The sequence below is a fragment of the Sphingomonas sp. genome, from assembly GCF_964263785.1.
In the GTDB taxonomy this organism is placed as follows: Bacteria; Pseudomonadota; Alphaproteobacteria; order Sphingomonadales; family Sphingomonadaceae; genus Sphingomonas.
In genome coordinates, this window is the sequence record NZ_CAXVWL010000112.1 from 23216 (window position 1) to 47283 (window position 24068).

At 68.4% G+C, this 24068-nt stretch carries 28 protein-coding genes and 1 tRNA gene; 12 read left to right on the forward strand and 17 right to left on the reverse strand.

Translation table 11 applies throughout. The features are described from left to right. Positions 1–6 precede the first annotated feature (6 nt). Positions 7–1260 carry a sensor histidine kinase gene (locus ACE5C1_RS14825; RefSeq protein WP_374944842.1) on the reverse strand — a complete coding sequence of 418 codons (1254 nt, stop codon included), beginning with the start codon at positions 1258–1260 and terminating at the stop codon, positions 7–9. A 104-nt stretch (positions 1261–1364) separates the two neighbouring features. Between ACE5C1_RS14825 and ACE5C1_RS14830 the strand changes: the two genes are divergently transcribed. From ACE5C1_RS14830 to ACE5C1_RS14845, 4 genes are read left to right on the forward strand one after another with little or no spacing between them, the layout of a single operon-like run. Further along, the gene (locus ACE5C1_RS14830) at positions 1365–1775 is read left to right on the forward strand and encodes a hypothetical protein (protein ID WP_374944843.1); all 411 of its coding nucleotides are present in this window, start codon (positions 1365–1367) and stop codon (positions 1773–1775) included. A gap of 19 nt (positions 1776–1794) precedes the next feature. Beyond that, positions 1795–2061, forward strand: a complete 267-nt coding sequence (locus ACE5C1_RS14835) for an HPr-rel-A system PqqD family peptide chaperone (RefSeq protein WP_374944844.1) — start codon at positions 1795–1797, stop codon at positions 2059–2061. Then, entirely contained in the window at positions 2058–2912 is an 855-nt protein-coding gene (locus tag ACE5C1_RS14840; RefSeq protein WP_374944845.1) for an HprK-related kinase A, read from the forward strand. The genes ACE5C1_RS14835 and ACE5C1_RS14840 overlap by 4 nt, the downstream gene beginning before the upstream one ends. Beyond that, positions 2897–3958: a nucleotidyltransferase family protein gene (locus tag ACE5C1_RS14845; protein ID WP_374944846.1), complete on the forward strand. Its 1062-nt coding sequence runs from the start codon at positions 2897–2899 to the stop codon at positions 3956–3958. The genes ACE5C1_RS14840 and ACE5C1_RS14845 overlap by 16 nt, the downstream gene beginning before the upstream one ends. On the opposite strand, the gene gph is transcribed toward ACE5C1_RS14845, so the two are convergent. Beyond that, on the reverse strand, positions 3922–4584 hold the full coding sequence (gene gph / locus ACE5C1_RS14850) for a phosphoglycolate phosphatase (protein WP_374944868.1): 663 nt from the start codon (positions 4582–4584) through the stop codon (positions 3922–3924). The genes ACE5C1_RS14845 and gph overlap by 37 nt on opposite strands. Positions 4585–4656: 72 nt before the next feature. Between gph and glmU the strand changes: the two genes are divergently transcribed. The 7 genes from glmU (at position 4657) to ACE5C1_RS14885 (ending at position 11781) form a co-directional block, all read left to right on the forward strand. Next, positions 4657–6009, forward strand: a complete 1353-nt coding sequence (gene glmU / locus ACE5C1_RS14855) for a bifunctional UDP-N-acetylglucosamine diphosphorylase/glucosamine-1-phosphate N-acetyltransferase GlmU (protein WP_374944847.1) — start codon at positions 4657–4659, stop codon at positions 6007–6009. A 25-nt stretch (positions 6010–6034) separates the two neighbouring features. Next, positions 6035–6304 carry a CopG family transcriptional regulator gene (locus ACE5C1_RS14860; RefSeq protein ID WP_374944848.1) on the forward strand — a complete coding sequence of 90 codons (270 nt, stop codon included), beginning with the start codon at positions 6035–6037 and terminating at the stop codon, positions 6302–6304. Continuing rightward, positions 6301–6666: a type II toxin-antitoxin system VapC family toxin gene (locus ACE5C1_RS14865; RefSeq protein WP_374944849.1), complete on the forward strand. Its 366-nt coding sequence runs from the start codon at positions 6301–6303 to the stop codon at positions 6664–6666. The genes ACE5C1_RS14860 and ACE5C1_RS14865 overlap by 4 nt, the downstream gene beginning before the upstream one ends. A gap of 14 nt (positions 6667–6680) precedes the next feature. Further along, entirely contained in the window at positions 6681–8504 is a 1824-nt protein-coding gene (glmS, locus tag ACE5C1_RS14870) for a glutamine--fructose-6-phosphate transaminase (isomerizing) (protein WP_374944850.1), read from the forward strand. Between the two features lie 67 nt (positions 8505–8571). Then, the gene (locus tag ACE5C1_RS14875; RefSeq protein WP_374944851.1) at positions 8572–8844 is read left to right on the forward strand and encodes a CsbD family protein; all 273 of its coding nucleotides are present in this window, start codon (positions 8572–8574) and stop codon (positions 8842–8844) included. Positions 8845–8956: 112 nt separating this feature from the next. Further along, positions 8957–9874, forward strand: a complete 918-nt coding sequence (locus tag ACE5C1_RS14880; protein WP_374944852.1) for an ROK family protein — start codon at positions 8957–8959, stop codon at positions 9872–9874. Between the two features lie 101 nt (positions 9875–9975). Next, positions 9976–11781: a putative bifunctional diguanylate cyclase/phosphodiesterase gene (locus tag ACE5C1_RS14885; protein ID WP_374944853.1), complete on the forward strand. Its 1806-nt coding sequence runs from the start codon at positions 9976–9978 to the stop codon at positions 11779–11781. A 9-nt stretch (positions 11782–11790) separates the two neighbouring features. Here the strand turns inward: ACE5C1_RS14885 and dinB are convergent, their stop codons facing one another. Continuing rightward, positions 11791–12861, reverse strand: coding sequence for a DNA polymerase IV (gene dinB / locus ACE5C1_RS14890; protein WP_374944854.1), 1071 nt, complete (start codon positions 12859–12861; stop codon positions 11791–11793). Between the two features lie 65 nt (positions 12862–12926). Between dinB and ACE5C1_RS14895 the strand changes: the two genes are divergently transcribed. Then, positions 12927–14354 (forward strand): phospholipase D-like domain-containing protein, encoded by a 1428-nt coding sequence (locus tag ACE5C1_RS14895; protein WP_374944869.1) that lies wholly within the window; start codon positions 12927–12929, stop codon positions 14352–14354. Positions 14355–14457: 103 nt separating this feature from the next. On the opposite strand, the gene ACE5C1_RS14900 is transcribed toward ACE5C1_RS14895, so the two are convergent. The 14 genes from ACE5C1_RS14900 to ACE5C1_RS14965 all read right to left on the reverse strand — a co-directional run bounded on the left by ACE5C1_RS14900 (position 14458) and on the right by ACE5C1_RS14965 (position 23859). Further along, positions 14458–14532: transfer RNA gene (locus ACE5C1_RS14900), tRNA-Phe, on the reverse strand. Positions 14533–14564: 32 nt separating this feature from the next. Next, positions 14565–14735: a DNA gyrase inhibitor YacG gene (locus ACE5C1_RS14905; protein WP_374944855.1), complete on the reverse strand. Its 171-nt coding sequence runs from the start codon at positions 14733–14735 to the stop codon at positions 14565–14567. After that, positions 14732–15667, reverse strand: coding sequence for a ribonuclease (locus tag ACE5C1_RS14910; RefSeq protein ID WP_374944856.1), 936 nt, complete (start codon positions 15665–15667; stop codon positions 14732–14734). Before ACE5C1_RS14910 ends, ACE5C1_RS14905 begins: the two co-directional genes overlap by 4 nt. Further along, positions 15660–16229, reverse strand: a complete 570-nt coding sequence (locus ACE5C1_RS14915; RefSeq protein ID WP_374944870.1) for a Maf family protein — start codon at positions 16227–16229, stop codon at positions 15660–15662. Before ACE5C1_RS14915 ends, ACE5C1_RS14910 begins: the two co-directional genes overlap by 8 nt. Before the next feature lie 139 nt (positions 16230–16368). After that, positions 16369–16587 carry a translation initiation factor IF-1 gene (infA, locus tag ACE5C1_RS14920; RefSeq protein WP_331043386.1) on the reverse strand — a complete coding sequence of 73 codons (219 nt, stop codon included), beginning with the start codon at positions 16585–16587 and terminating at the stop codon, positions 16369–16371. Between the two features lie 193 nt (positions 16588–16780). Then, entirely contained in the window at positions 16781–18391 is a 1611-nt protein-coding gene (locus tag ACE5C1_RS14925; RefSeq protein ID WP_374944857.1) for a site-specific DNA-methyltransferase, read from the reverse strand. Between the two features lie 155 nt (positions 18392–18546). After that, positions 18547–18885, reverse strand: a complete 339-nt coding sequence (locus ACE5C1_RS14930; protein ID WP_374944858.1) for a type II toxin-antitoxin system PemK/MazF family toxin — start codon at positions 18883–18885, stop codon at positions 18547–18549. After that, positions 18872–19099, reverse strand: a complete 228-nt coding sequence (locus tag ACE5C1_RS14935) for a type II toxin-antitoxin system PrlF family antitoxin (RefSeq protein WP_374944859.1) — start codon at positions 19097–19099, stop codon at positions 18872–18874. Before ACE5C1_RS14935 ends, ACE5C1_RS14930 begins: the two co-directional genes overlap by 14 nt. 158 nt (positions 19100–19257) lie before the next feature. Then, positions 19258–21429, reverse strand: coding sequence for a sodium-translocating pyrophosphatase (locus tag ACE5C1_RS14940; RefSeq protein ID WP_374944860.1), 2172 nt, complete (start codon positions 21427–21429; stop codon positions 19258–19260). A gap of 66 nt (positions 21430–21495) precedes the next feature. Then, positions 21496–22398, reverse strand: coding sequence for a thiamine-phosphate kinase (gene thiL / locus ACE5C1_RS14945; protein ID WP_374944871.1), 903 nt, complete (start codon positions 22396–22398; stop codon positions 21496–21498). After that, complete coding sequence (locus ACE5C1_RS14950; protein ID WP_374944861.1) at positions 22395–22535, reverse strand: hypothetical protein; 141 nt, start codon at positions 22533–22535, stop codon at positions 22395–22397. The genes thiL and ACE5C1_RS14950 overlap by 4 nt, the downstream gene beginning before the upstream one ends. A gap of 178 nt (positions 22536–22713) precedes the next feature. Further along, entirely contained in the window at positions 22714–22920 is a 207-nt protein-coding gene (locus tag ACE5C1_RS14955; protein WP_374944862.1) for a hypothetical protein, read from the reverse strand. Continuing rightward, complete coding sequence (gene nusB / locus ACE5C1_RS14960; protein WP_374944863.1) at positions 22917–23372, reverse strand: transcription antitermination factor NusB; 456 nt, start codon at positions 23370–23372, stop codon at positions 22917–22919. Before nusB ends, ACE5C1_RS14955 begins: the two co-directional genes overlap by 4 nt. Before the next feature lie 76 nt (positions 23373–23448). Next, entirely contained in the window at positions 23449–23859 is a 411-nt protein-coding gene (locus ACE5C1_RS14965) for a hypothetical protein (protein ID WP_374944864.1), read from the reverse strand. Positions 23860–24068 lie beyond the last annotated feature (209 nt).

Consider the following 24068-nt stretch of genomic DNA (forward strand, 5'->3'; position numbering starts at 1 on the left):
CGCAGGCTAAAGCCCTGCGGCATCGCCGTTGCGGAATTGTGACACCGTTTGCGACGGGGGTTGCGATAGGGGCAGGGTGACGGTCACGGTCGTGCCTTCGCCACTGCGGCTGGCGATGTCGAGGCGGCCGCGGTGGCGCTCGACGATGTGCTTGACGATGGCGAGGCCCAGGCCGGTGCCGCCGAGCGCGCGGCTGCGCCCGGCATCGACGCGGTAGAAGCGCTCGGTCAGCCGCGGGATGTGTTCGGGGGAAATGCCGTCGCCCTGATCGGCGATCGTGAGGCGAACGAGCCCCGTGCCCTCGCGCTCCAGTCGCAGCGTCACCGGCGTGCCCGCGCGGCCATATTTCAGCGCGTTGCCCGCGAGATTGTGGAGGAGCTGCGACAATTGCGCGACGTCGCCCGCGACCGGCGGCAGATCGACGTCGGCGGTGCACGCGAGGTCCTGCCCGCGCGCGCCGCCCGCGTCGCGCAGTTCGGCGCAGACCGATTCGACCAGCGCGGCGAGGTCGATGGGCGTGCTCGGCGCGCGGTATTTGTCGGCCTCGATCCGGCTGAGCGAGATCAGGTCCTCGACGAGGCGTTGCATGCGCTGGGCCTCGTCGCCCATGATCCTGAGGAAGCGGGTGCGGATCGCAGGATCCTCGCCCGCGCTGTCCGACAGCGTCTCGACGAAGCCGAGGATCGAGGCAAGCGGCGTGCGCAGTTCGTGGCTGGCATTGGCGACGAAATCGACGCGCATCCGCTCGGCGGCGCGTGCGCCGGTGGTGTCGACCAGGTGGACGATGCGGGTGCCGTCCGAGGCGGCGCCGAGGCGCATTTCCCATTGCTGGTCCAGCCCGCCGACCCCGACGAGCGCGATCGCGCCTTCCGAGGGGGCGGGATCGGGGCCGGCGAGCCGTTCGGCGGCGGCGGGGTGGCGGATCGCGACGCGGACGTCCTCGCCGACGATATGCTCACCGAGCAGCGTGCGCGCGGCGCGGTTGGCGAGATCGACGCCGCCGCCGCGGACCAGCAGCACCGGCTCGGCGATCGCGTCGAAGAGTTCCTGGAGCCCGGCACGCAGCGCCGGAGCGGCGTCGGCCGGCGCGGGTGCGACGTTCTCCTCGCCGCTGCCGAGCGCAAGCAGGACCGCGGCAACGCCGCCGACGAGCGCCACCGCGGCGGCCTGCACCGATTGCCCGGCGACGAGCACCGCCACTGCCGCCAGCAGCACGACGACGAAGCCGCCGACACCACGAAACCCGATTCCCGAACCCATGCCGGCGCGATAGCCGATCGCGCGCGTTCCCGGAACGGCACGGTTCGCGTGCTTGCGAGGGATTAGCGAATGTGAAAGGGCTTGGAGGTTACAAGGACCGCGAGATGCGCGACGACACCGACGACCAGACCCCGCCTGCGGGCGATCCCACGCCGACGCGGCGGCGCGTGCTGGCGATCGGCGCGGTCGGGGCGAGCGCGGTGGTGTCGATCCGGCCGGCGCTGGCGCAGACCGCGGGATCGGTGATGCACTGCGAAATACCGGTGCCCGATCCAGGCCGCGCGGGCAGCTTCATCGCCGCCGACGGGTCGCTGGTGCCTGCGGGTACGCAAGGCGCATTCGCGCCACCGGGACGTCCGTTCAAGGGCGAGGACGTCAAGCGCGCGCTGGCCGGTGGGCAATTGCCGGGAACGACGTGGGACAGCAACCGGGCATATGTGAAATATATCCGGCGGCTCCAGCGCGGGCAGGGCGGCTTCACCTGCTTTGCCTCGTTGCAGATGCCCAGAGCCTGAAGACGGGGGCGTAAGCCACGTGCGCTACCGCGCGGACCCGCCTGCCGCGCTGCTGATCGAGCCGCTCGACGCCTTCGTCGCGGTGTTCCACCGACCTTCCGGAATCACCCATCTGCTCGTGTCGCCCGCGCCCGAAATCCTGGCGGTGCTGGGCGAAGAGGCGCTGACGATCGACGCGCTGCTGGCGCGGCTGACCGCGGACTACGAGCTGGTCGATGCGGACCGTGCAGCGCTCGCCGAGCGGGTCGAGGAACTGGTCGCGGCCGGGCTGGTGAGTGCCGCATGAGGCACCGCCTCGACGTGCGGATCGGGCCCGTCGGGTTTCGGGTTGGCAGCGACTGGCGCGCGCCGATTGCGGCGCTGGCCGACCTGTACCACGATTACCCCAAGCCCGAGGTCGCCGATTTCACCGTGCGGCTGTCGGCGGCGCGGCCGTGGCGACGGTTCGTCCGGCCGTCGGTGACGATCGGCGGCGATTACATGCTGCCCGAGGCGGCGCCGTTGCCGCTGCGCCACGGGCTGCTCGCGGCCGAGATGGCGATGAACTTGCAGGTGGCGCTGGGGCATCGCCGGCACCTGCTGCTCCATGCCTCCGCGGTCGAGCGCGACGGGCGCGTGCTGCTGATGACGGGGGAGTCGGGGGCGGGGAAGTCGACGCTGGCGACGTTGCTGTCGGCGCGGGGGTGGCGATTCATGGGCGACGAATTTGCTATGATCGCGCCCGAGACCGGGTTGGTGCATGCGTTCCCGAGGGCGGTGAGCCTCAAGAACGAGAGCGTTGCGGCGGCGCAGACCGCTTTGCCGCGTGCGCGTTTCGGGCCGCTGCTGGCGGGGACGCCGAAGGGCGACATCCGCCATCTGGTGCCGCCTGCCGATGCGGTCGCGCGGATGGACGAACCGGCCCGTCCCGCCCTACTGTTGTTCCCGCGCTTCGGCTTCGCGGCGGCGGTGGCGCCGGTGCCCGCCAGCGAGGCGTTCGTGCGGCTGACCCAGGCTTCGACCAATTACACCGCGATGGGGGAGGCGGGGTTCGGCGCGCTGACCCGGCTGGTGCGGACGGTGCCTTCGGTGGCTATTGATTATCCCGATGGTGCGTCGGCGTGTGCGCAGGTGGAGGCTCTATGGGCAGCGCTGTGACGCTCGCGCGGGTGCTTGCCGATCCGCAGGCGAGCGGGGCGCTCGATGCCGAGGGCTGGACCGCGCTGATCGCGACGGCGCGGGCGGAGCAGTTGATGGGGACGCTGGCGTACCGGGTCGAGGGTCTGCCGATGCCGTGGTCGGTGGCGGCGATCCTTGTTGATGCGCGCGCCGCTGCCGAGCACGGGCGGCGGGCGGCGCTGTGGGAGGCGGAGATGGCGCGGCGGGCGCTGGGGGGGGTGGACTGTCCGGTGCTGCTGCTGAAGGGCACGGCGTTCGTCGCGGGCGGGCTGCTGGTGGGGCGGGGCCGATCGATCGGCGATCTGGACATTCTCGTGCCGCGCGACGCTCTGGATGCGGTCGAGGCGGCGCTGCTGGCGCACGGGTGGGAATGGGTGAAGCCCGACGCGTATGACGACGCTTACTATCGCCGCTGGATGCACGAGCTGCCACCGCTGATCCACCGGACACGCGACCGGATGATCGACGTGCATCACACGATCCTGCCGCCGACCGCGCGGCCTAAGCCCGATGCGGCGGCGCTGATCGCCGGCAGCGTGGAACTCGTGAACGGCCTGCGGCTGCTGTCGCCAGCGGATATGGTGGTCCATGCCGCTGCGCACCTCATTGCGGATGGAGATTTGGCGGGCGGCCTGCGCAACCTCTGGGACATCGACCGGCTGTGCCGGGAGTTCGAGGAAGATGACGCAGACTTCTATCTCAGCGTCATGGAGGCGGCCTGGTATCACAACCTGTGGCACGAGACTGGTCGCGCGCTTCGCCTGGCTCGCCAGATTTTCGGCACTCCGGTCAAGGCATACGACATCCCCATCCGGTTCCGGTTTGACGAGGTTTGGAGCGACCAATGGTTCCGCCGCCGCCTGCTCGCGCGCGATAATTGGGGGCGGGCGACGCAGCCTGCGACGCGATTTGGTTTCTACGTCCGCTCGCACTGGCTGCGGATGCCGCCTGCGTTGCTGGCGCGGCATCTGTGGACCAAGTGGCGGGCTCAGAGGCGTTCGAGCGCTCCGACCAGCTCGTCGTAATGGTCGATCACCGCATCGGCGCCGAGGTCCGCGACCGGGCCGGTGAGAAAGCCGAAGCTGCACGCGACCACCGGCAGCCCCGCGGCACGCGCGGCACGGACGTCGTAAACCGAATCGCCGACGAACGCCGCGGGGCCACCACCGCAGCGATCGACCATTGCGCGGATCGGTGCCGGATCGGGCTTGGCGACGCCTACCGTGTCGCCGCCGACGATTGCCGCGAAGCGGTCGGTCAGGCCGAGGTCGCCGAGCACGGTGCGGGCGAAACGCTCGATCTTGTTGGTCATGATGCCGAGCTTCACCCCGCGCGCCGCCAGTGCGTCCAGCGCGTCGAGCACGCCGGGAAAGGGCTGGGTGTGGACCGAGATGTTGGCTTCGTAATAGGCGAGCAGGCGCTTGTGGAGGACATCGAGCGTCGCCTCATCGCAGCCGCCGGTCGCGGCCATCCCCTGGGCGAGCATGTGGCGCGCGCCGCCGCCGATCATCGGTTTGACCTGTTCCACCGTCAGCGGCGCACGGTCGACCGACGCGAGTGCATGATTGACCGCGGCGGCGAGGTCGCCGCTGGTGTCGAGCAGGGTGCCGTCGAGGTCGAAGCCGACGATGGCGAAGGGAAAGGACGTCATCGTGCCGCGGGTGGCGAGCGCCACTGGAATTGGCAAGGCTTTCGTGGCAGCGCGCACCCCATGAAACATGGCATGACCACACCGATCGCCGCCGTCATTCTCGCCGCGGGCAAGGGCACGCGGATGAAGTCCGCGCTCCACAAGGTGCTCCACCCGATTGCGGGCAGACCGATGCTGCTGCATCTGGCGGATGCGGTGGCGGCGCTGGGGGCAGCGCAGACCGTCGTGGTGACGGGTGCGGGGCGCGAGCAGGTCGAGGCCGCCGTCGCGCCGTTGGGAATCGCGACCGCCTTGCAGGCCGAGCAGTTGGGGACGGCGCATGCAGTGTTGCAGGCGCGGGCTGCGCTCGCTGGCTTCGAGGGCGACGTGCTGATCCTCTACGGCGACGTGCCGCTGGTCGAGACCGCCACGATGCGGCGGATGATCGAGCGGCTGCACGCCGACGACGCGCCGGCTGCGGTGGTGCTGGGCTTCCGGCCCGCGGATCCCGGCGCTTATGGCCGGGTGATCGCCGATGCGGCAGGGCGGATCGCGCGCATGGTCGAGTTCAAGGACGCGAGTGCGGACGAACGTGCCGAGACGTTGTGCAATTCGGGGCTGATGGCGGTGCGCTCGGGCGATCTGTTCGCGCTGCTGACGCGCGTGGGCAACGACAATGCGGCGGGGGAATATTACCTGCCCGACATCGTCATGCTCGCGGCTGCCGATGGGCGCGCTTCGGCGGTGATCGAGACGTCGGCTGACGAGGTGGCGGGGGTCAACAGCCGCGCCGAACTTGCTGCGGTGGGGCTCGCGTGGCAGCAACGACGGCGCGCGCAGGCGATGGCCGACGGCGCGACGCTGGTCGCGCCCGAGACGGTGTGGTTCGCGCACGATACATTGCTGGGCCGCGACGTGACGGTCGAGCCGAACGTCGTCTTCGGGCCTGGCGTGCGCGTGGCGGATGGCGCGACGATCCACGCGTTCAGCCACCTGGAAGGGGCGACCGTGGGCGAGCGTGCCGACGTCGGTCCCTACGCCCGGCTGCGCCCCGGCGCGGTGCTGGGGGAGGGAAGCAAGGTCGGCAATTTCGTCGAGGTCAAGAAGGCGACGTTGGGCAAGGGCGCGAAGGCGAACCACCTGACGTATCTGGGCGACGCGGAGGTGGGCGCGGGCGCGAATATCGGCGCGGGGACGATCACCTGCAATTACGACGGCTTCTTCAAATACCGGACCGTCATCGGCGAGGGCGCGTTCGTCGGTTCGAACTCGGCGCTGGTCGCACCGGTGACGATCGGCGCGGGCGCGATCGTCGGAGCGGGATCGGTGGTGACCAAGAATGTCGAGGCGGATGCGCTGGTGCTGGTGCGGCCCGAGCAGCGGATGAAGACGGGGTGGGCGAAGCGGTTTCGCGAGGCGATGCAGAACAAAATGGCTAGCACCTGATATCGGCTCCTGATATCGGAGGTCTATGCGCACTCTGGTCGACATACCCGAGACGGACATCCGCAAGCTGGATGAACTGGCAAGCCACGCCAGGCGTTCGCGCGCCGCCGAAATCCGCGATGCGATAGCCAGGCACATCCATGCCAAGACCGATCAGTCCTGGATCGATGCCGGCGCCGGCTATTGGAAGGATCGCGACGATATCGGTGACGGAGTGGAGTATCAGCGTGCGATCAGACATGATCGCGGCTTCGTTCCGGCAGAGGGATTGCCGCCATCGACGGACGCACGGTGAGCGAGGCGTTTTTCGACACCAACATTCTGATCGACTGGCTGGGCGATCGACCTGAAGCGACCGCGGAACTCAAACTGTATTCCCGCTATCGCATCAGCCGGATCGTGTGGGCCGAAGTGCTGGCTGGTGAGCCGCCTGCTACCCGCAAGACGGTGCAACGACTGATCGAGCCTTTCGAAATCGTCGAGGTCGACGCGGATGTGGCCGCTCGTGCGGCGGACGTTCGCCATCACAGCCGTGTCAAACTGATGGACGCGCTCATCTACGCGACAGCACAGACGTACGGCGCGGTGCTGGTGACGCGAAACACGAAGGACTTTCCGGCGACGATGCCCGGTATTCGCATTCCCTATCAACTCTAGTCCTGGATCAAGCCATGTGCGGCATCGTCGGAATACTCGGCTCGGGCGACGTCGCCGGGCGTCTGCTGGAAGGGCTCAAGCGGCTCGAATATCGCGGCTACGATTCGGCGGGGATCGCGACCGTCCACGACGGACGGATCGAGCGGCGGCGGGCTCCCGGAAAACTCGCCAATCTGGCGGCGCGGCTGGCCGAGGAGCCGCTCGCCGGTGCGACCGGGATCGCGCATACCCGCTGGGCGACGCATGGCGCGCCGACCGAGGACAATGCCCATCCCCATATCGCGGGCGACGTGTCGATCGTCCACAACGGCATCATCGAGAACTTCAAGCCGCTGCGCGACGAGCTGCTTGCCGAAGGCCGCACCTTCCTGAGCCAGACCGACAGCGAAGTCGTCGCGCATCTGGTCGCACGCGAACTGGAGTCGGGCCTTGCGCCGCGCGAGGCGGTGGCAAGCGTGTTGCCGCGGCTGCACGGGGCCTTCGCGATCGCGTTCCTGTTCCGCACCGAGCCCGACCTGCTGATCGCGGCGCGGCTCGGCGCGCCGCTGACGGTGGGGTATGGGGATGGCGAGAATTACATCGGGTCGGACGCGCACGCGCTGGCGCCGCTGACCCAACGCATCGCGTATCTGGAGGAGGGCGATTGGGCCGCGGTGACGCGCGGCGGGATCGACATCTACGACCGCGACAATGCGCGGGTCGAGCGCGAGATCGTCAATTCGGGAGTGTTCGGGCATGCCGCGGACAAGGGCAATCACCGCCACTTCATGCAGAAGGAAATCTACGAGCAGCCCGTGGTCGTCGCGCAGACGCTGCGATCGTACCTGAAGCGGATGGAGGGCGAGGTCTCCTTGCCGATCCCCGAGTTCGACCTGTCGACGATCAAGCGCGTGACGATCGTCGCGTGCGGGACCAGCTTCTATGCGGGGATGGTCGCCAAATACTGGTTCGAGCAATTCGCGCGGGTGCCCGTCGACTTGGATGTCGCGTCCGAATTTCGGTATCGCGCCCCGGTGATGGAGCCGGGCGGGCTGGCGCTGTTCATCAGCCAGTCGGGGGAGACCGCGGACACGCTCGCCGCGCTTCGCCACGCCAAGGCCGAGGGCCAGCGGATCGCGGTGGTCGTCAACGTGCCGACGAGCAGCATGGCGCGCGAGGCCGATTTGCTGCTGCCGACGCACGCCGGGCCCGAGATCGGGGTGGCGTCGACCAAGGCGTTCACCTGTCAGCTGGCGGTGCTCGCTGCGCTCGCCGCCAATCTGGCGCGCGCCAAGGGATTGCTGACCCGCGACGGCGAGCGCGAGCTGGTCGAGCAGCTGGCCGAGGTTCCGGCAGCGCTGAACGCGGCGCTGGCCCGCGACGAGGCGATCGAGGGGATCGCGCCGATTGTCGCAGGCGCGCGCGACGTGCTGTATCTGGGGCGTGGGACCGATTACCCGCTGGCGCTCGAGGGCGCGCTCAAGCTGAAGGAGATCAGCTATATCCATGCCGAGGGCTATGCCGCGGGCGAGATGAAGCACGGGCCGATCGCGCTGATCGACGAGCACGTGCCGATCATCGTCATCGCGCCCTCGGGGCCGCTGTTCGAGAAGACCGTGTCGAACATGCAGGAGGTGCGCGCACGGGGCGGCAAGGTCATCCTGATCTCCGACGACGAGGGCATCGCCGCAGCAGGCGAGGGATGCGTGGCGACGATCGCGATGCCGCGCGTCCACCCACTGATCGCGCCGATCGTCTATGCGGTGCCGGTGCAGCTGCTCGCCTATCACGTCGCGGTGGCCAAGGGCACCGACGTCGACCAGCCGCGCAATCTCGCAAAGAGCGTGACCGTCGAATAGGGCACCTTCGCCGCGGTCGCTCGTTGGGCGGCCGTGCCCTGCTGATGGGGCGTCGAAAGGACGAACGATGAACAGCGACACGCTGGCCGGTGGCGGCAAGGATCTCGGTGGCTCTCTCAAGGAAGGCGCCGGCAAGGCGACCGGGAACGAGTCGTTGCGCGGCGAAGGCGTCGCCGATCAGCTGACGGGTCAGGTGCAGAAGGGCTATGGCGTGGCACGCGACAACGTAGGCCCGCTGGCCGAGAAGGCGAAGCAGTTCGCGCGCGACCGGCCCTATACCGCCGCGGCGCTCGCCGGGGTGGTGGGCCTGGCGATCCTTAACACTCTGCGCGGCCGGTAACGGCGGGCGTGCCTCTCCCCAATGCGGAGGGGCACGCCAAGGCGCTTGCGCGCGCCGCCAGCCGTATCGGGCTAGAGCCCGAGCGCGTCGACGGCTTGGGCGCAAGGACACGATGACCGAGCCACCACTGATCGCCGGCATCGAGCTGGGCGGGACCAAGGTGATCTGCATCCTGGCCCGGGGCCCCGATGCGGTCGAGGATCGGGTGACGATCCCGACCACCCGCCCCGCCGAGACGATGGCAGCGATCGAGGCGGTTCTGGATGGCTGGTCCGGCTTTGCCGCGCTCGGCATCGCCAGCTTCGGCCCCGTCTCGATCGATTCCCGAGCCGCCGATTACGGCCATATCACCGCCACGCCCAAACCGGGCTGGAGCGGCACCGATGTCGCCGGACGGTTCGCGCGGCGCTACCGCGTGCCGGCCGGGTTCCACACCGACGTGGTCGGTGCCGCGCTGGCGGAGGCGCGCTGGGGAGCGGCGGCGGGGCTGGCCGACGTGGCGTATGTCACCGTCGGCACCGGCGTCGGTGTCGGCCTGATCGCGAGCGGGCGACCGGTCGACGGGCTGACCCATGCCGAACTCGGGCACATTCGGCCGGTGCGCTACCCGCACGACGACTGGATCGGTGCCTGCCCGTTTCACGGCGCATGCCTGGAAGGACTCGCGTCGGGCCGGGCGATCGCAGCGCGGGTCGGCACGCCCGCGCCCGAGCTGCCGGCCGATCATCCGGTTTGGGAGGGCGTGGCGCACGCGCTGGGGCAATTGCTCCACGTGCTGGTGCTGACCGGAATTCCGCGCCGCGTCGTCATGGGTGGCGGCGTGATGGTCGGCAGCGCGCATCTGTTTCCGCGTATCCGTACCGCCATGCTCGCGAGCCTGGGCGGCTATGTCGGCCTGCCCGAGGTCACGATGGCGGACACCTTTGTCGTGCCTCCGGCGCTGGGCGGCAATGCAGGGCCGCTCGGCGCGGTCCTGCTCGGCGCGCAGGCGCTCGGCAAATCATCGGCGCTCACGTTTACGACGGGTTAACCCCACCTGGATACGGTCCCGCAATCAAGAAGGCCAAGAGTGTGCGGTGCCGACAGAGCCCGCGCGACTCGTGGCCGCGGTTCGAGAAGGACGTCAGGGGCATGCGCATTCTGGTCGTGGACGACGATGTGGCGGTCCACGCCCACTACCTGCGGTGTTTCGCTGCTCCCGCGGGCGCCGCCGCGTTCGACCCGACCTATTGCACCGGTGGCGCGGCTGCTGCCGATGCGGTCGCCGCAGCGCTGTCGGACGACGTGCCGTTCGCGGTCGCTTTCGTCGATATCGGCATGACCGGGGGCCGCGACACGGTGCAGCGAATCCGCGCGCTGGATGCCGACATCAACCTGGTCGTCGTCACCGCGCAGGATTTCCTGCCGGCGGAGATCGGCGCGGTCGCGGGTCCGCCCGACAAGACCTTCTACATCGCCAAGCCATTCGCAGCGGCCGAGATCGTCCAGACCGCCACCGCGCTGCGCGAGCGCTGGGCGATCGACCGCCAGCTGATCGTCGCGCGCGCCCGGCTGCGCACCCAGGTGCTGCTGCTGGAGGAACAAAAGCTCGAGCTCGCCGCCAACGAGAGCCGCGCGATGCATATCGCGACCCACGATTCGCTGACCGAGGCGCCCAACCGCCTGGCGTTCCTGCGCGCGCTGGGCGAGCGGGCGCGGAGCCCGGGGGCGTTCGCCACCGCGATGCTCGACCTCGACCGCTTCAAGCTCGTCAACGACACGTTGGGGCATCTGGCCGGCGATGCGCTGATCCGGGAAATCTGCGCGATCCTGCAGCGCTCCGCGCCGGCTGGCTCGCTGGTCGCGCGTCTCGGCGGAGACGAGTTCGGCATCCTGTTCGACACGTCCGATGTCGCTGCGGCGGTGACCGCGTGCGAGCGCGTGGTCGCGGCGTGCGCGGTCACCATCACCGTGTTCGGCAATTCGGTGCAGGGCGGCGCATCGGCGGGGATCGTCGTCGTCGAGGGCGGCGCCGGCGATGCGAGCGACGTCATGCGCCGCGCCGATCTGGCGTTGAACGACGCCAAGCGGCACGGCCGCGGCGGGGTGCGGTTGTTCGACGAGAGCATGGACGAGGGCATCCGCTTCAGCCGCCGGATCGAGAGTGGCCTGGCGCAGGCGATAGCCGGGGGCGAGCTGACGCTGGTCTACCAGCCGATCGTCGAGCGCGACCGGCTGACCATCGACGGGTTCGAGGCGCTGCTGCGTTGGGACAGCCCCGAATACGGCGCGATCAGCCCGGCGATCTTCATCCCGATCGCCGAGGAATCGAACCTGATTCACCAATTGGGCGATTGGGTGCTCGACGCGGCCCTGACGGAGCTGAAGCGGTGGCCGGGGCAATATGTGTCGGTCAACTTCTCGCCGCGCCAGTTCCGTCGCCAGAATTTCGTCGGGCACATGATGGAATGCGTCGCCCGCGCAGGCGTCGCACCATCGCGGCTCCAGATCGAGATCACCGAAACCGCGATCTTCGACGACGTCGAGCGCGCCGCCGACACGCTCCGGCGGCTGCGCGACCTGGGATTTCGCATCTCGCTCGACGATTTCGGCGCGGGCTATTCGAGCCTGCACAACATCCGCAAGTTCGCGCTCGACAGCCTCAAGATCGATCGCAGCTTCATCGACGGCATCGGCCGCGAGCGCGAGAGTGCGGCGATCGTCTATTCGATCATCCATCTCGGCCGTGCGCTGGGGCTCGAGGTGGTGGCCGAAGGCGTCGAGACGGCGGCACAGGTCCAGGCACTCAGGATAGCGGGGGCAAGCCACCTGCAAGGCTATTTCCTGTCGCACCCGGTCGATGCGGACGCGGCGCGGGCGATGGCGCATACGGCGACCGTTCCGGGCGTTGCGGCAGAGCCGTTCCTTGACGGCAGCCGGGCCGGAAGCACGGGTTGAGCCCGGTTGTTACAGCAATGTCGGCTGCGCGGGTGTCTCTTCGCCGACAATGCCCGACAGCGTGAGGCCGAGCAGCCGCACGCCGTTCGGCACCGGCAGCAATCCGCCAAGCAACGCTTCGCCGAGCTCGAGGAAGCGGGAGCGTTCGCCGACGGGCGTGGCCTGCGAGTGTGCGCGGGTGACGGTGCGGAAGTCGGCGTGGCGCAGCTTGAGCGTCACCGTCCGGCCGCGCGCACCGTGGCGCTCGATCCGCGTCCAGGCGGCATCGGCGACGCGCGTCAGGGCGTCGTGAAGCTCGTCGGGCGCGGACAGGTTGGTTTCGAAGGTGCGTTCGGCACCGACCGACTTGGTCGGCCGGTCGGCGCGGACCGGGCGGTGATCCTCGCCGCGCGCGGCGGCGTGGAGATACGCTGCGTGGCTGCGGAAATGCGCTTCGAGGACCGCCAGCGGCTGCGCGCGGAGGTCGGCACCGGTCAGGATGCCGAGCGCCTCCATCCGGCGTGCGGTGACCGGGCCGACGCCGTGGAAGCGCTTTACCGGCAGCGCCGCGACAAAGGCGGCGCCCGCGGCGGGCGGGATCACGCACAGGCCGTCGGGCTTGTTCTGGTCCGACGCCAGCTTGGCGATGAACTTGTTGTAGCTGACCCCGGCCGATGCGGTGAGGCCGGTTTCCTCGGCGATGCGCGCGCGGATCGCCTGGGCGATGGCGCGAGCGGAGCCGAGCGCGTGACGATCGACGGTGACGTCGAGATAGGCTTCGTCGAGCGACAACGGCTCGATCAGGTCGGTGTAGTCCGCGAAGATGCTGCGGATCTGTTGCGAGATGGCGCGGTACACGTCGAAGCGCGGCGGCACGAAGACGAGGTCTGGGCAGCGGCGCAGCGCGGTGACCGACGGCATCGCCGAGCGCACCCCGAAGGTGCGCGCCTCGTAACTCGCCGCTGCAACCACGCCGCGCGCGCGTGCGCCGCCGACCGCGACCGGACGCCCGCGCAACGCGGGCGCGTCGCGCTGCTCCACGCTGGCGTAGAAGGCGTCCATGTCGACGTGGATGATCTTGCGGGGAGCGGGGTCTGCCATGCGTCGTGTGTCGACATACGCGGCGGGCGGTTGCATTTCGAGCGCCGGGCGGCTTGAAGGCGCCCATGGAGCCTTCAGCGACCGAGTGGCGGATCGAACCCGCCGAACGTTTCTCGGTGATCGTCGATGCCGAACGCTATTTCCGCGTCGCGCGGCGGGCGATGCTGGATGCCAAGCAGCGGATCATGCTGGTCGGCTGGGACTTCGATGCGCGCATCGTCCTCGACCACGACTGCGCGAGAGACGAGGGGCCGCGCAACGTCGGCGAGTTCATCTACTGGCTGGTCGAGCGTAACCCCGACCTGGAGGTTTACTTGCTGCGCTGGGATGTGGGCGCGCTCCGGGCGCTGTTCCGCGGCATCACGATCCTGACGGTGCTGAAATGGATGCGGCATCCGCGTATCCACACCAAGCTCGACGGGCATCATCCGGTCGGCGCGTCGCACCACCAGAAGGTCGTGGTAATCGACGATTGCCTGGCATTCTGCGGCGGCATCGACATGACCGGCGACCGCTGGGACACGCGCGAACACCGCGACGGCGATCCGGGCCGGGTGCAGCCGTCGGGCAAGCCCTACAAGCCCTGGCATGACGCGACCACCGCGGTCTCCGGGCCGGTCGCGGCGGCGCTGGGCGACATGGCGCGCGAACGGTGGCAGATCGCGGGCGGCGCGGCGCTTGTGCCGATCGCGGGTGCCGCACCGTGCTGGCCCGAGGGACTCGACGTCGATTTCGAGAATATCCCCGTGCGGATCGCGCGGACGATCCCGGAGATGGCGGGCCAGGAGACCGCGCACGAATGCGAGGCGCTGTTCCTGGCGCAGATCGCCGCGGCCAGGACCTGCGTCTATATCGAGAGCCAGTATTTCGCGTCGCGCCGCATCGCCGAGGCGATCGCGCGGCGGCTGGACGAGCCGGACGGGCCAGAATTCATCATCGTCAATCCGCAGACGGCGCAAGGCTGGCTTGAGCCGGTGGCGATGGACTCGGCGCGCGCGCGGCTGGTCGAGGCGCTGCGGCGGCGCGACCGCCACGGCCGGTTCCGGATATATCATCCGTTCACCGCAAAGGGTGCGCCGATCTATGTCCATGCCAAGATCCTGATTGCCGATGACCGGGTGCTGCGGCTGGGGTCGTCGAACATGAACAACCGGTCGCTGCGGCTCGACACCGAATGCGACCTGGCGATCGAGGCGGCGAGCGCAGGCGACGCGGCGCGGGTCGCCGCGATCCGCGACGATCTGCTCGCCGAACATCTGGGAGTGCCGGTCGAGCGGGTCGGCGCGGCGGTGGCGGAGAAGGGATTGATCGGCGCGGTCGAAGCGCTGCGGGGCGCGGGGCGATCGCTGCGGCCGTTCGAGCAGCCCGATCTGGGGGCGGTGGAAACGTGGCTGGCCGACAACGAGGTGCTCGATCCCGAGGGGCCGGGCGAGATGTTCGAGGCACTGTCGACGCGCGGGCTGTTCCGGCGGTTGCGCAAGCCGCGGGGGTGAGGGGGCGCGGGACTTGGGCGAAGCCCAAGTCTCGTCGGTCGCTTTGCGCCGGCCGCACCTGCGCCGAGTCTTGGCGCAGCTCTGCTGCGTCAAGCCGGCTTGGTGGTGCCCAGGGGCGGAGTTGAACCACCGACACGACGATTTTCAGTCGTCTGCTCTACCACTGAGCTACCCGGGCACACCAACCGTCGCCGACTGGGAAGCGCGCGTTTAGTCGCGCTCGGGCGGGCTGTCCAGCCCTTCCGGGTCTGCGGGCGCGCCGGGCAGGCGATAGCCTTCGTCGAGCCATTGCAGCAGGTCGCGGTCCTTGCAGCCCGGCGAGCAGAAAGGCGCGTTCTCCGGCCTGGAAGGCTTGCGGCAGACGGGGCAGGGGGCGGTCATAGGCCTGTCAGCTCATGGAGGACGCCGGTGCGGCGGGCCAGTTCGGCGAGCCAATCGGCGCGAGAGGTGATTCGCGCAAGCACGGCCGCTGGCAGGCGGTGCTGACGCGGTGCGCCCGGCGGGGTGCGTTCGAGACTGCGCAGCGCGGCGCGCGCGGCGGCACCGACCGGGTCGGCGCGCAGGCGTTCGGGGATCGAGGCGCGGGGACGGGGGCGGACGATCTGGAGGAAACCGAAGCCGTTCATCGTCGTGCGCTCGAAGGCGCCATGCAGGTGCGTGTCGATCGCCTCGGCCACGGCCTGGCGCGGCGCCTTGCCGGGGAGCGTCGGGAAGTCGATGCCGATCGACCCGCCGATACCGTGGCGGCGGATCGCCTGCGCGACCGCCTGCGCCGCGGCGAGCGCGAGCGTGTCGAGCGGGGCGGCGCCGTCGACGTCGAAGAGCGTCATCGCGGGGGTCGGCGTCATGCGGAGCGCGCCGCGGGGAAAGACGATCTCGCCGGTCTGCGCCTCGTCGAGGAGTTCGGACCAGCCTGCCGCCTCCAGTGCGTCGGGTTCGTGGGCGCGCAAGCGTCGGACGGGGACGCCGGTCGCCGTGATGCGCGCGAGCAGGTCGGGTGCAGGAGCGGGCGGGGCATCGGTGGCGAGCGCGCGGGCGGGCTTGGCGCGGCCGGGTTCGGGTATGGCTTCGCGGACGATCTCGACGGTGAGCGCGGCACCTTCGGTGATGCCGGGCGGGAGCTTGGCGAGGATCGCTTCGCCGCCTTCGAGCGACACGCGGCCGGTGCTGCGGTCGATCAGGCGGGCGCACGCGATCGTGCCGACACGCAGGCCGATGTCGTCGGGTTCGATCAGCGCTTCGACGATGCGGCCGTCCTCGACCAAGGCGGCACGGGCTTCGCCAATCCCACCCTCGTAAAGCCACTCAGTCAAGCGGCAAGCCGGCGGCGCGAAGCAGGGCGCGGGTCTCGAACAGGGGAAGCCCGACCACGCCCGAATGGCTGCCCGAGAGGAAACGGACGAAGGCCTCCGCGCGGCCCTGGATCGCGTAGCCGCCCGCCTTGCCGAGCCCCTCGCCGCACGCGACGTAGGCGTCGATCTCGGCCAAGCTCAGCGGCTTGAAGGCGACGATCGTGTCGGAGAGGCGGGTGCGCAGCGTTCCATCGGCGGCGATGACGCAGACTGCGGACAGGCAATGGTGGCGACGGCCCGAGAGCTTGCCGAGCAGGTCGCGCTGGATGTCCTCGGTCTCGGCGGGCGGCAGGATGCGGCGGCCGAGCGCGATCGTGGTGTCGCCCGCGAGGACAACGTCTCCATCACCGCGCACAACGGCGTTAGCCTTCTCGACCGCCAGGCGCAGCGCGTAGGCGCGTGGTAGCTCGCGGGCGTGCGGCGATTCGTCGATCGCGGGTGATTCGACTCGGGTCGGGACGATGCCCAACCGCGCGAGCAGGTCGCGGCGGCGCGGCGAGGAGGAGGCCAGGACGAGGGACATCATCCCATCTCCGTTCGTGCTGAGTAGGGACCGAGCATGGCAAAGGCCCGTATCGAAGCATTCGCCCGTCTCGAAATACTCCTTCGATACGCCGTTTCGACGGTGCTCAACAGCTACTCAGGACGAACGGGTGAGACGATCACTTGAACCGGTACGTGATCCGGCCCTTGGTGAGATCATAGGGGGTCAGCTCGCACAGCACCTCGTCGCCGACGAGGACGCGGATGCGGTTCTTGCGCATCTTGCCCGCGGTGTGGCCGAGAACCTCGTGGTCGTTCTCCAGCATGACGCGGAACATCGCGTTGGGGAGCAATTCCACCACGCGACCGCGCATCTCGAGCAATTCTTCCTTGGCCAAACAAATACCCCGGCTTGGTGATGTGATTTCGCATGCGCCCCTAGCCGAAGGACGGCGAAAAGGGAAGGCGGTGCAAAGGTAATGAAGGTAACGTGATTACGCTACCCGGATGCAGGTGGGGATTGGGACAGGCTGCGGCAATGGCAAAGAGCGTCGGGCAGGTACTGGCAGCGTCGCGGCGTGTAGGACAGTCCTAAAGCAACGTCTTCTGCCGTCCGCCGTCCTCGGTTGCAGCGCGGCGCAGGGCGGTGCGGTCGACGTTGGGGATGCGCGGGCGCTTGCCCTGGAACAGTTCGGCCAGCGTGATGATCTGGAGCCGCGGGAAGGGCGCGTCGACGCCGTCGCGGTAGACGCCGACCGCGGCGGCGCGGCGCTCCATCTCGCGGGTGGGGAGCGCGTTCATCAGCAGGACGCCGATCGGTGCCTTCTCGCGCTCGATCGTCGCGGCGAGCGTTTCGACCATCGTCACCGAGGGTTTCAGCCCGCCCTTGACCGAGACGATCGCGCGCAGTTTCTTCATCGTGCCGGTCGCGGGGTCGAGGTCGTCGAAATAGATGATGCCGTCGATGCCGCCGTCGGCGCCCTTCTTCTTGCCGCCGAACGGCAGCGCGTCGACCATCGACACCGCCCACCATTGGAACTGGTATTTGTCGCGCAGCGCCAGGTCCTCGGCCGACGCCAGGTCGCGCGGCGTGCCCTCGACGGTGAAGGCGATGCCGGGGAATGCGTCGCGCATCCGCTTTTCGATGAGCGAGATCGCGAGGTGAGTGACGTCGATGCCGATCCACTGGCGCCCGAGCTTCTGCGCGGCGTGGATCGCGGTGCCGCAGCCGCAGAACGGATCGAGGACGACATCGCCTTCGTTCGACGACGCGGCGATGATGCGTTCGAGGAGCGCAAGGGGTTTCTGGGTGGGGTAGCCCAACCGTTCCTGCGCCTGCGAGTTGAGCGCGGGGATATCGGTCCATAGCGCCTGCATCGGCATGCCCTTGGCCTCGTCGAGGTAGCGCTTCAGGCGGATGCCGCCGGCCCGGGTGAAGTGCAATCGCCCTTCCCGGTCGAGCCGCTTCATCGTCTCGAGCGGCATGCGCCAGAGCGACGTCACCCCCTTGTAGGCGTAGGTGTAGCCGCCGCCCGACAGCCCCTTGGCGGTGAGATTGTCGTCGGTCCAGCGGCGCCCGTCGGTGTCGGCATTGCGAAAGCGTGCGGCATGATCGGCATCGTAGGCGGCATGTTGCGTGTTCCATGCGGCATTCGCGGTGCGCGCATAGAACAGGATGGTGTCGGCGTTGCGGCCCCAGCGCGCCGCGTCGCTGTGCGCGGTGGTGCGCTTCCAGATGATCTCGTTGCGGTAACGATCCGCGCCGAACACGCTGTCGAGCACGAGCTTGAGGTAGTGCGAGGCGGTCGAATCGCAGTGGAGATAGAGGCTGCCGGTGGGTTTGAGGACGCGGTGGAGCTCGAGCAAGCGGACCGCCATCATCGCCAGATAGGCCATCATGTCGTTGTCGCCGAGAAAGGCGCGCATCGCGTTCAGGAGGTCGAACGCCTTGGTATGGCCGCTGCGCGCGACTTGATCGAAGGCGGATTCAGCAGTCTCGTTCCAGTGCCAGCTATCCTCGAACGCCGCGATCTGCGCGTCGGCGGAGGCGCCGGTGGGAGACTTGAACAGGATGTTGTAGGTGGCGTTCGAGTTGAACGGCGGATCGAGATAGATCAGGTCGACGCTGGCATCGGCGACATGCGCGCGCAGGACCGCGAGATTATCGCCGTAGAAGAGCTGATTGCCGGGATGATTGTGCATGCGGGCGAGAGTGAACCGAATGCACGTGCGGCTTCACCTCCGTTTCGGAGGCTTCGCGGGTTAAAACAGGGTCGGACGGGGAACGACAGCAAAGAATACATCCGGTGCGGATGTACCTATTCCGGGCCCATTCTGCAGTTCAAAAAAAGGTTCGCTCACACCAAGATGCAACGGATATGCGACATTACCGCGGCAAGGCGTTCCGGATCGAGGCGGCCAAGCAATGTCGCATGATCGCCATCGAGCGTGGCCACCTTATGCGGGCGAATCACCGAAGGGGCAGTGAGTCCCACCTCTGCGTAGTCGCCTTCGATCGCAATATCGTCCGGCCAACCGCGATTGGCTGCGCTGGTGATCATTACCGCCCAGAACTGCTTGCCCTCCGGCCCAAGTGGGACGCGAGAGACGATCAACGCAGGGCGGAACTGAACTCGCTCGCCATCGGTGTAAGGAAAGGGGACGCGGACGATCGTGCCCGCGTCAAAGATCGGCATAGGCCTTTTCGTCAGCCTCGGTCGCCCATTCGGTAAAGGTCGAGAAATTGGCGATGAAGGGATCCGCAGGCACGGTCGCATCGGCTCGGGTCAGTAAAACGCGGCCATTCTCTATGGCATAGGACAGGGTGTCGCCGGGCTTGACGCCGAGCGCGCGCCGTACGGCGAGCGGTACGGTTGTCTGCGATTTGGAGGTGATGCGCGAGTGGATCATAGGGCGAAGGTAAGGAGGTTCCTTACCGGGAGCAAGGGGGCAAGGGGCAACGGAGGTCAGGGGGACAGGGGATAGCAGGGGCGTCGCAGCGAAGCTGCGCCGTCGGCCGGATCGAGTGGGAACTACGTCCCGCCCGTCCGCCGTCCGGTCGCACTGCTCTAGGAGCCGCTGCCAGCCAGGGCTGCCAGCAGTAGCAGCGCGACGATGTTGGCGATCTTGATCATCGGGTTCACCGCAGGTCCTGCCGTGTCCTTGTACGGGTCGCCGACGGTGTCGCCGGTGACCGCGGCCTTGTGCGCTTCGGAGCCCTTGCCGCCGTGATGGCCGTCCTCGATATACTTCTTGGCGTTGTCCCACGCGCCGCCGCCGCTGGTCATCGAGATCGCGACGAACAGGCCGGAGACGATCACGCCCAGCAGCATCGCGCCGAGCGAGGCGAAGCCCTGTTCCTTGCCCGCGACCGCGGCGATGATGAAGTAGACTGCGATCGGCGACAGCACCGGCAGCAACGAGGGCACGATCATCTCGCGGATCGCGGCGCGGGTGACGATGTCGACGGTGCGGGCGTAGTTGGGGCGGCTGGTGCCGGCCATGATGCCGGGATTGTCGCGGAACTGCGCGCGGACGTCCTCGACGACGTGGCCCGCCGCGCGGCCGACCGCGGTCATGCCGAACGCGCCGAACAGGTAGGGGAGCAGCGCGCCTAACAGGAGCCCGACGATGACATAAGGGCTGCTGAGCGAGAAATTGACCGGGGCGGTCAGCCCGAGCGCGTCCTTGTAGCGTTCGAGGTCGGTCGTGTACGCGCCGAACAGCACCAATGCGGCAAGCGCGGCCGAGCCGATGGCATAGCCCTTGGTCACCGCCTTGGTGGTGTTGCCGACCGCGTCGAGCGCGTCGGTGCGGTGGCGGACGTCGTCGGGCAGCCCCGCCATCTCGGCGATGCCGCCGGCGTTGTCGGTGACCGGACCGTAGGCGTCGAGCGCGACGACCATTCCGGCGAGCGCCAGCAGCGAGGTCGCCGCAAAGGCGACGCCGATGATCCCTGCCAACTGGTAGGTCGCGATTACCGCGACGACGATGACGAGCGTCGGCAGCGCGGTCGATTCGAGGCTGATCGCCAGGCCCTGAATGACGTTGGTGCCGTGGCCGGTCTCCGACGCTCTGGCGATCGACTGGACCGGGCGGTGGTTGGTGCCGGTGTAGTACTCGGTGATCCAGACGAGCAGCCCGGTGACGCCCAGCCCGATCATCATGCACCAGAACAGGTTCCAGCCGGTGAAGCTGAGCTCGCCGGTCGCCGCCGCCACCGTCTCGCCGCCGAGTGCGGTCGTGCCGGTGTCGAGGAACGCCGAGGCGCTGACCACCTGGCTCAGATCGCCGAGGCAGTAATAGGTCGCTGCCCAGATCGCCGGGACCGCGAGCAGCGTCGTCGTCCAGAAGCCCTTGTAGAGCGCGCCCATGATCGACTGCCCGCGCCCTAGCCGGACCATGTAGGTGCCGATGATCGAGGTGATGATGCACACCCCGCCGACGAGCAGCGGCAGCGCCATCAGCTGGAAGAGCCGGTCGGCGTTCGGAACGAGCAGCGCGATCGACACCATCGTCAGGCCGATCGTGACCACGTAGGTCTCGAACAGATCGGCGGCCATGCCGGCGCAATCGCCGACATTGTCGCCGACATTGTCCGCGATCACCGCGGGGTTGCGGGGGTCGTCCTCGGGGATACCCGCCTCGACCTTGCCGACCAGGTCGGCGCCGACGTCGGCCGCCTTGGTGAAGATGCCGCCGCCGAGCCGCGCGAAGATCGAGATGAGCGACGCGCCGAACGCGAGTGCGGTCAAGGCCTCGACGATCTCGCGGTCGGCGGGCGCATGGCCTTGGACCTGGACGAGATACCAGAAGATGCCCGCGATCGAGAGGAGCCCGAGCCCCGCCACCAGCATGCCGGTGATCGCGCCCGAGCGGAAGGCGATGGTGAGGCCGCCCTGGAGCGAGGTCCGCGCGGCCTCCGCGGTGCGGACGTTGGCGCGCACCGAGATGTTCATGCCGACATAGCCCGCGACGCCCGACAGTATCGCGCCGATCAGGAAGCCGGCGAGGCTCAAGGAACCCAGCGCGAAGAACAGGATGACGGCGACGACCGCGCCGACGACGCCGATGGCGGTGTATTGGCGGCCGAGATACGCCTTGGCGCCTTCCTGAATGGCCGCGGCGATGTCCTGCATCTTCGCGTCGCCCGCGGGTGCGGCGAGCACCTGGCGGCTGGTCACGAAGCCGTAGAGCACCGCGATCACGCCGCAGAGCATCGCGAGGTACACTGTCGTCATGCCGTTCTCATCCCCTCTTGTGGACGCGACGCCGGTGTGCCGGTCGTCGTCGGATGCGGGAACCTATCAGGGCACGGGGGATGCGCAAGCGTGCTGGAAGCCGAGTTTGGGGGGAAGCGCTACGGACGAGCCGGACTCGTGAAGCGTCAGGCCCGCCCCGTGCGCGAAGCGGCCGACCGCGGTGGCGGGAACCGGCGGCGCAAAGCCGGGGGCTGCGGCGAACAGGAGCTCGTAGTCGTCGCCCGCGGTTGCGGCGTCGAGCGGGGTGCCGCCGTACGCGCGGTACGCATCGGACAGGGGGACGGCGGCGAGGTCGATCGCGATCGCGAGGCCGCTCGCCGCCGCCATCCGCTGTGCGTCGAGGAGCAGGCCGTCGGACACGTCCATCATCGCGTGGACATGCGGCGCGAGCGCGCGGCCTTCGGCGAGGCGCGGGGCGGGACGGCGGTAGGCGGCGAGGAGCGCAGGCGAGTCGGGGGCGCCCTGTGCGATGGCAAGGCCCGCCCCTGCGTCGCCGATCGTGCCGGTGACCCACAGGATGTCGCCCGCTTTCGCATCTCTTCGGGACGGAGCGGCGGCATCTCGGCCGAACGCGGTGAGGGTGAGGACGCGCGGCGCTCCGGCGGGGAGCGACACGGTGTCGCCGCCGATCAGCGGCGCGTCGAAGGAGCGGAGCGCCTCCCCGAACCCCGCAAGGAAGGCGCGGTCCCAGGCGTCGTCGCGAATCGGATAGTTGAGCAGGATGCCCTCGACCAGCGCGCCCTTGGCGGCGAGATCGGACAGGTTGGTGGCTAGGAGCTTCCACGCGACGTCTTGCGGTGGGTCGCGGGCAAGGAAGTGGATGCCCTCAACGAGGGTGTCGGTGGTTACGACGAGGCCAGCGAGGGTCGCGGTGTCGTCCGTCAGTCCGCGCGCGCCGGGATGAAGCAGGAGCGTGCGGAGGACCGCGAGGAAATCAGCCTCGGTCAGCGGCGATGCCGCTCCATGTCGCGGTCAAACGCTCGTTCGCTTCGGCGATAGGCGGTGAAAAGACCACTCAACCCTATCGCCCAGGCGACAATGATCATCCATGCAATCATCAGGACGAGGTCCGTATCGATATTCATCGCTCGGTTTCCTTCAGCACCGCTTCGAAACGCTCCGCCGTCAGCTCGCGTATCGCTACACTCTGTTCTAGCACCATCCATAAGATAGTGCAGCCGAGAAACAGGAGCAAGGCGATCACTGCCGTTACCGTCACTGACCACGGAGCTTTGCCGTTTACCAGCAGCAGTAAGGTAGTCGTCAGCAGCGACCCGCCGCCGAATTTGGCGAAGCGTCGGCCAGTCTCGCAAAGCCCTGCAGTCGACGCGCCTGCAGGCGGTAGCCGATGATCTGTTCGCGATATTCGATACGCGCGATCCGACGTTCGTCAACGTCCGTGATCGCGATGATCTCTCGCGCGATCTCTGCGGATAAGCGTTGTTCCTGGGGGTGGCCAAGCACCCTCACCCCCGTACGCCTTTGGCGATCCCGTCGAGCAAACCGTTGACGAACCCGACCTCGCGGCGGTCGAAGAAGGCGTGGGCGACGTCGACGTATTCGGTGATGACCGCGCCCACCGGCACGTCGGCGCGGGCGAGCAGCTCGTAGGTGCCGGCGCGCAGGATCGCCTTCATCGGCTTGTCGAGGCGGGCGAGGGTCCAGCCGGTCGCGAGCTTGCCCGCGATCAGCGCGTCGATCTCGTCCGCCCGCGCGTGCGCGCCGGTGACCAGGTCGTCGAAGAAGTCGATGTCGGCGTCGGCATATGCGACGTCCTCGATCGTCGCGCCGATTCGGTGATTGTGGAATTCGTGAAGGAGGACCGGCATCGCGGTGCCCTCCATCTCGTGCTGGTACAGCGCCTGGACGGCGGCGAGCCGCGCGGCGGCGCGCGCGGGGGTGCGGGGGGCGGGTTTGGGCATAGGAGGCGGCATGTAGGCTAGGGGCGGGGGTGTGTCAGCCCTGGACTATTGGCACCACGAGGGGCGGCCTTGGTGCTCAGCTGTCGCTTGTACGCCGCCAGACGATTCGATCTATGGCAAACGCCACGGCCGTAATGGCGAACGGTGAGAGCAGCATGATAAGCGCTCCGAACATGTCCACTCCGGACCCGTCGGGAGCCTTTTGGTAAGCAATACCCTTCGCGAGCCACCACCAACGCAATGCGACGGTAGAGGTGAGAGCAAAGGCCCAAGGTGCAAACCGCTTTGATGCCCTTAGCGCAAGGGCAAGGAACGGGATCGCGGTAAGGACAGAGTTCATGACGAGCACATCAATTTCGCTCACATCTACCTGCCGGCCCAGAGCTACCGCGAAGATAGCTCTTTCTCCGATCGAAATGGCCAAGCCAATCACCAGCGCAAGGATGAGCAAAGGGGTTCGATGCTGGGGGTGGTCGAGGTCGGGCATAGTGGAAGGGTAAGCCGCTGTTCCATTCTCCGCCAGAGGGAGAGCATAAGCAACTGAGGTGAGCCTAGCGCTTAGCAGGCTGCTGAAAAAGGCCATGGTTTGGCGATAAAGGAGGTGTCGTCGCCATTGTCATAGGCGATTTCGCCTTCGAGCCAGCCATCGTCGCGCAGCTCGGCCCACCCGGTGCCGGTCACCTGATCGCCTTCATC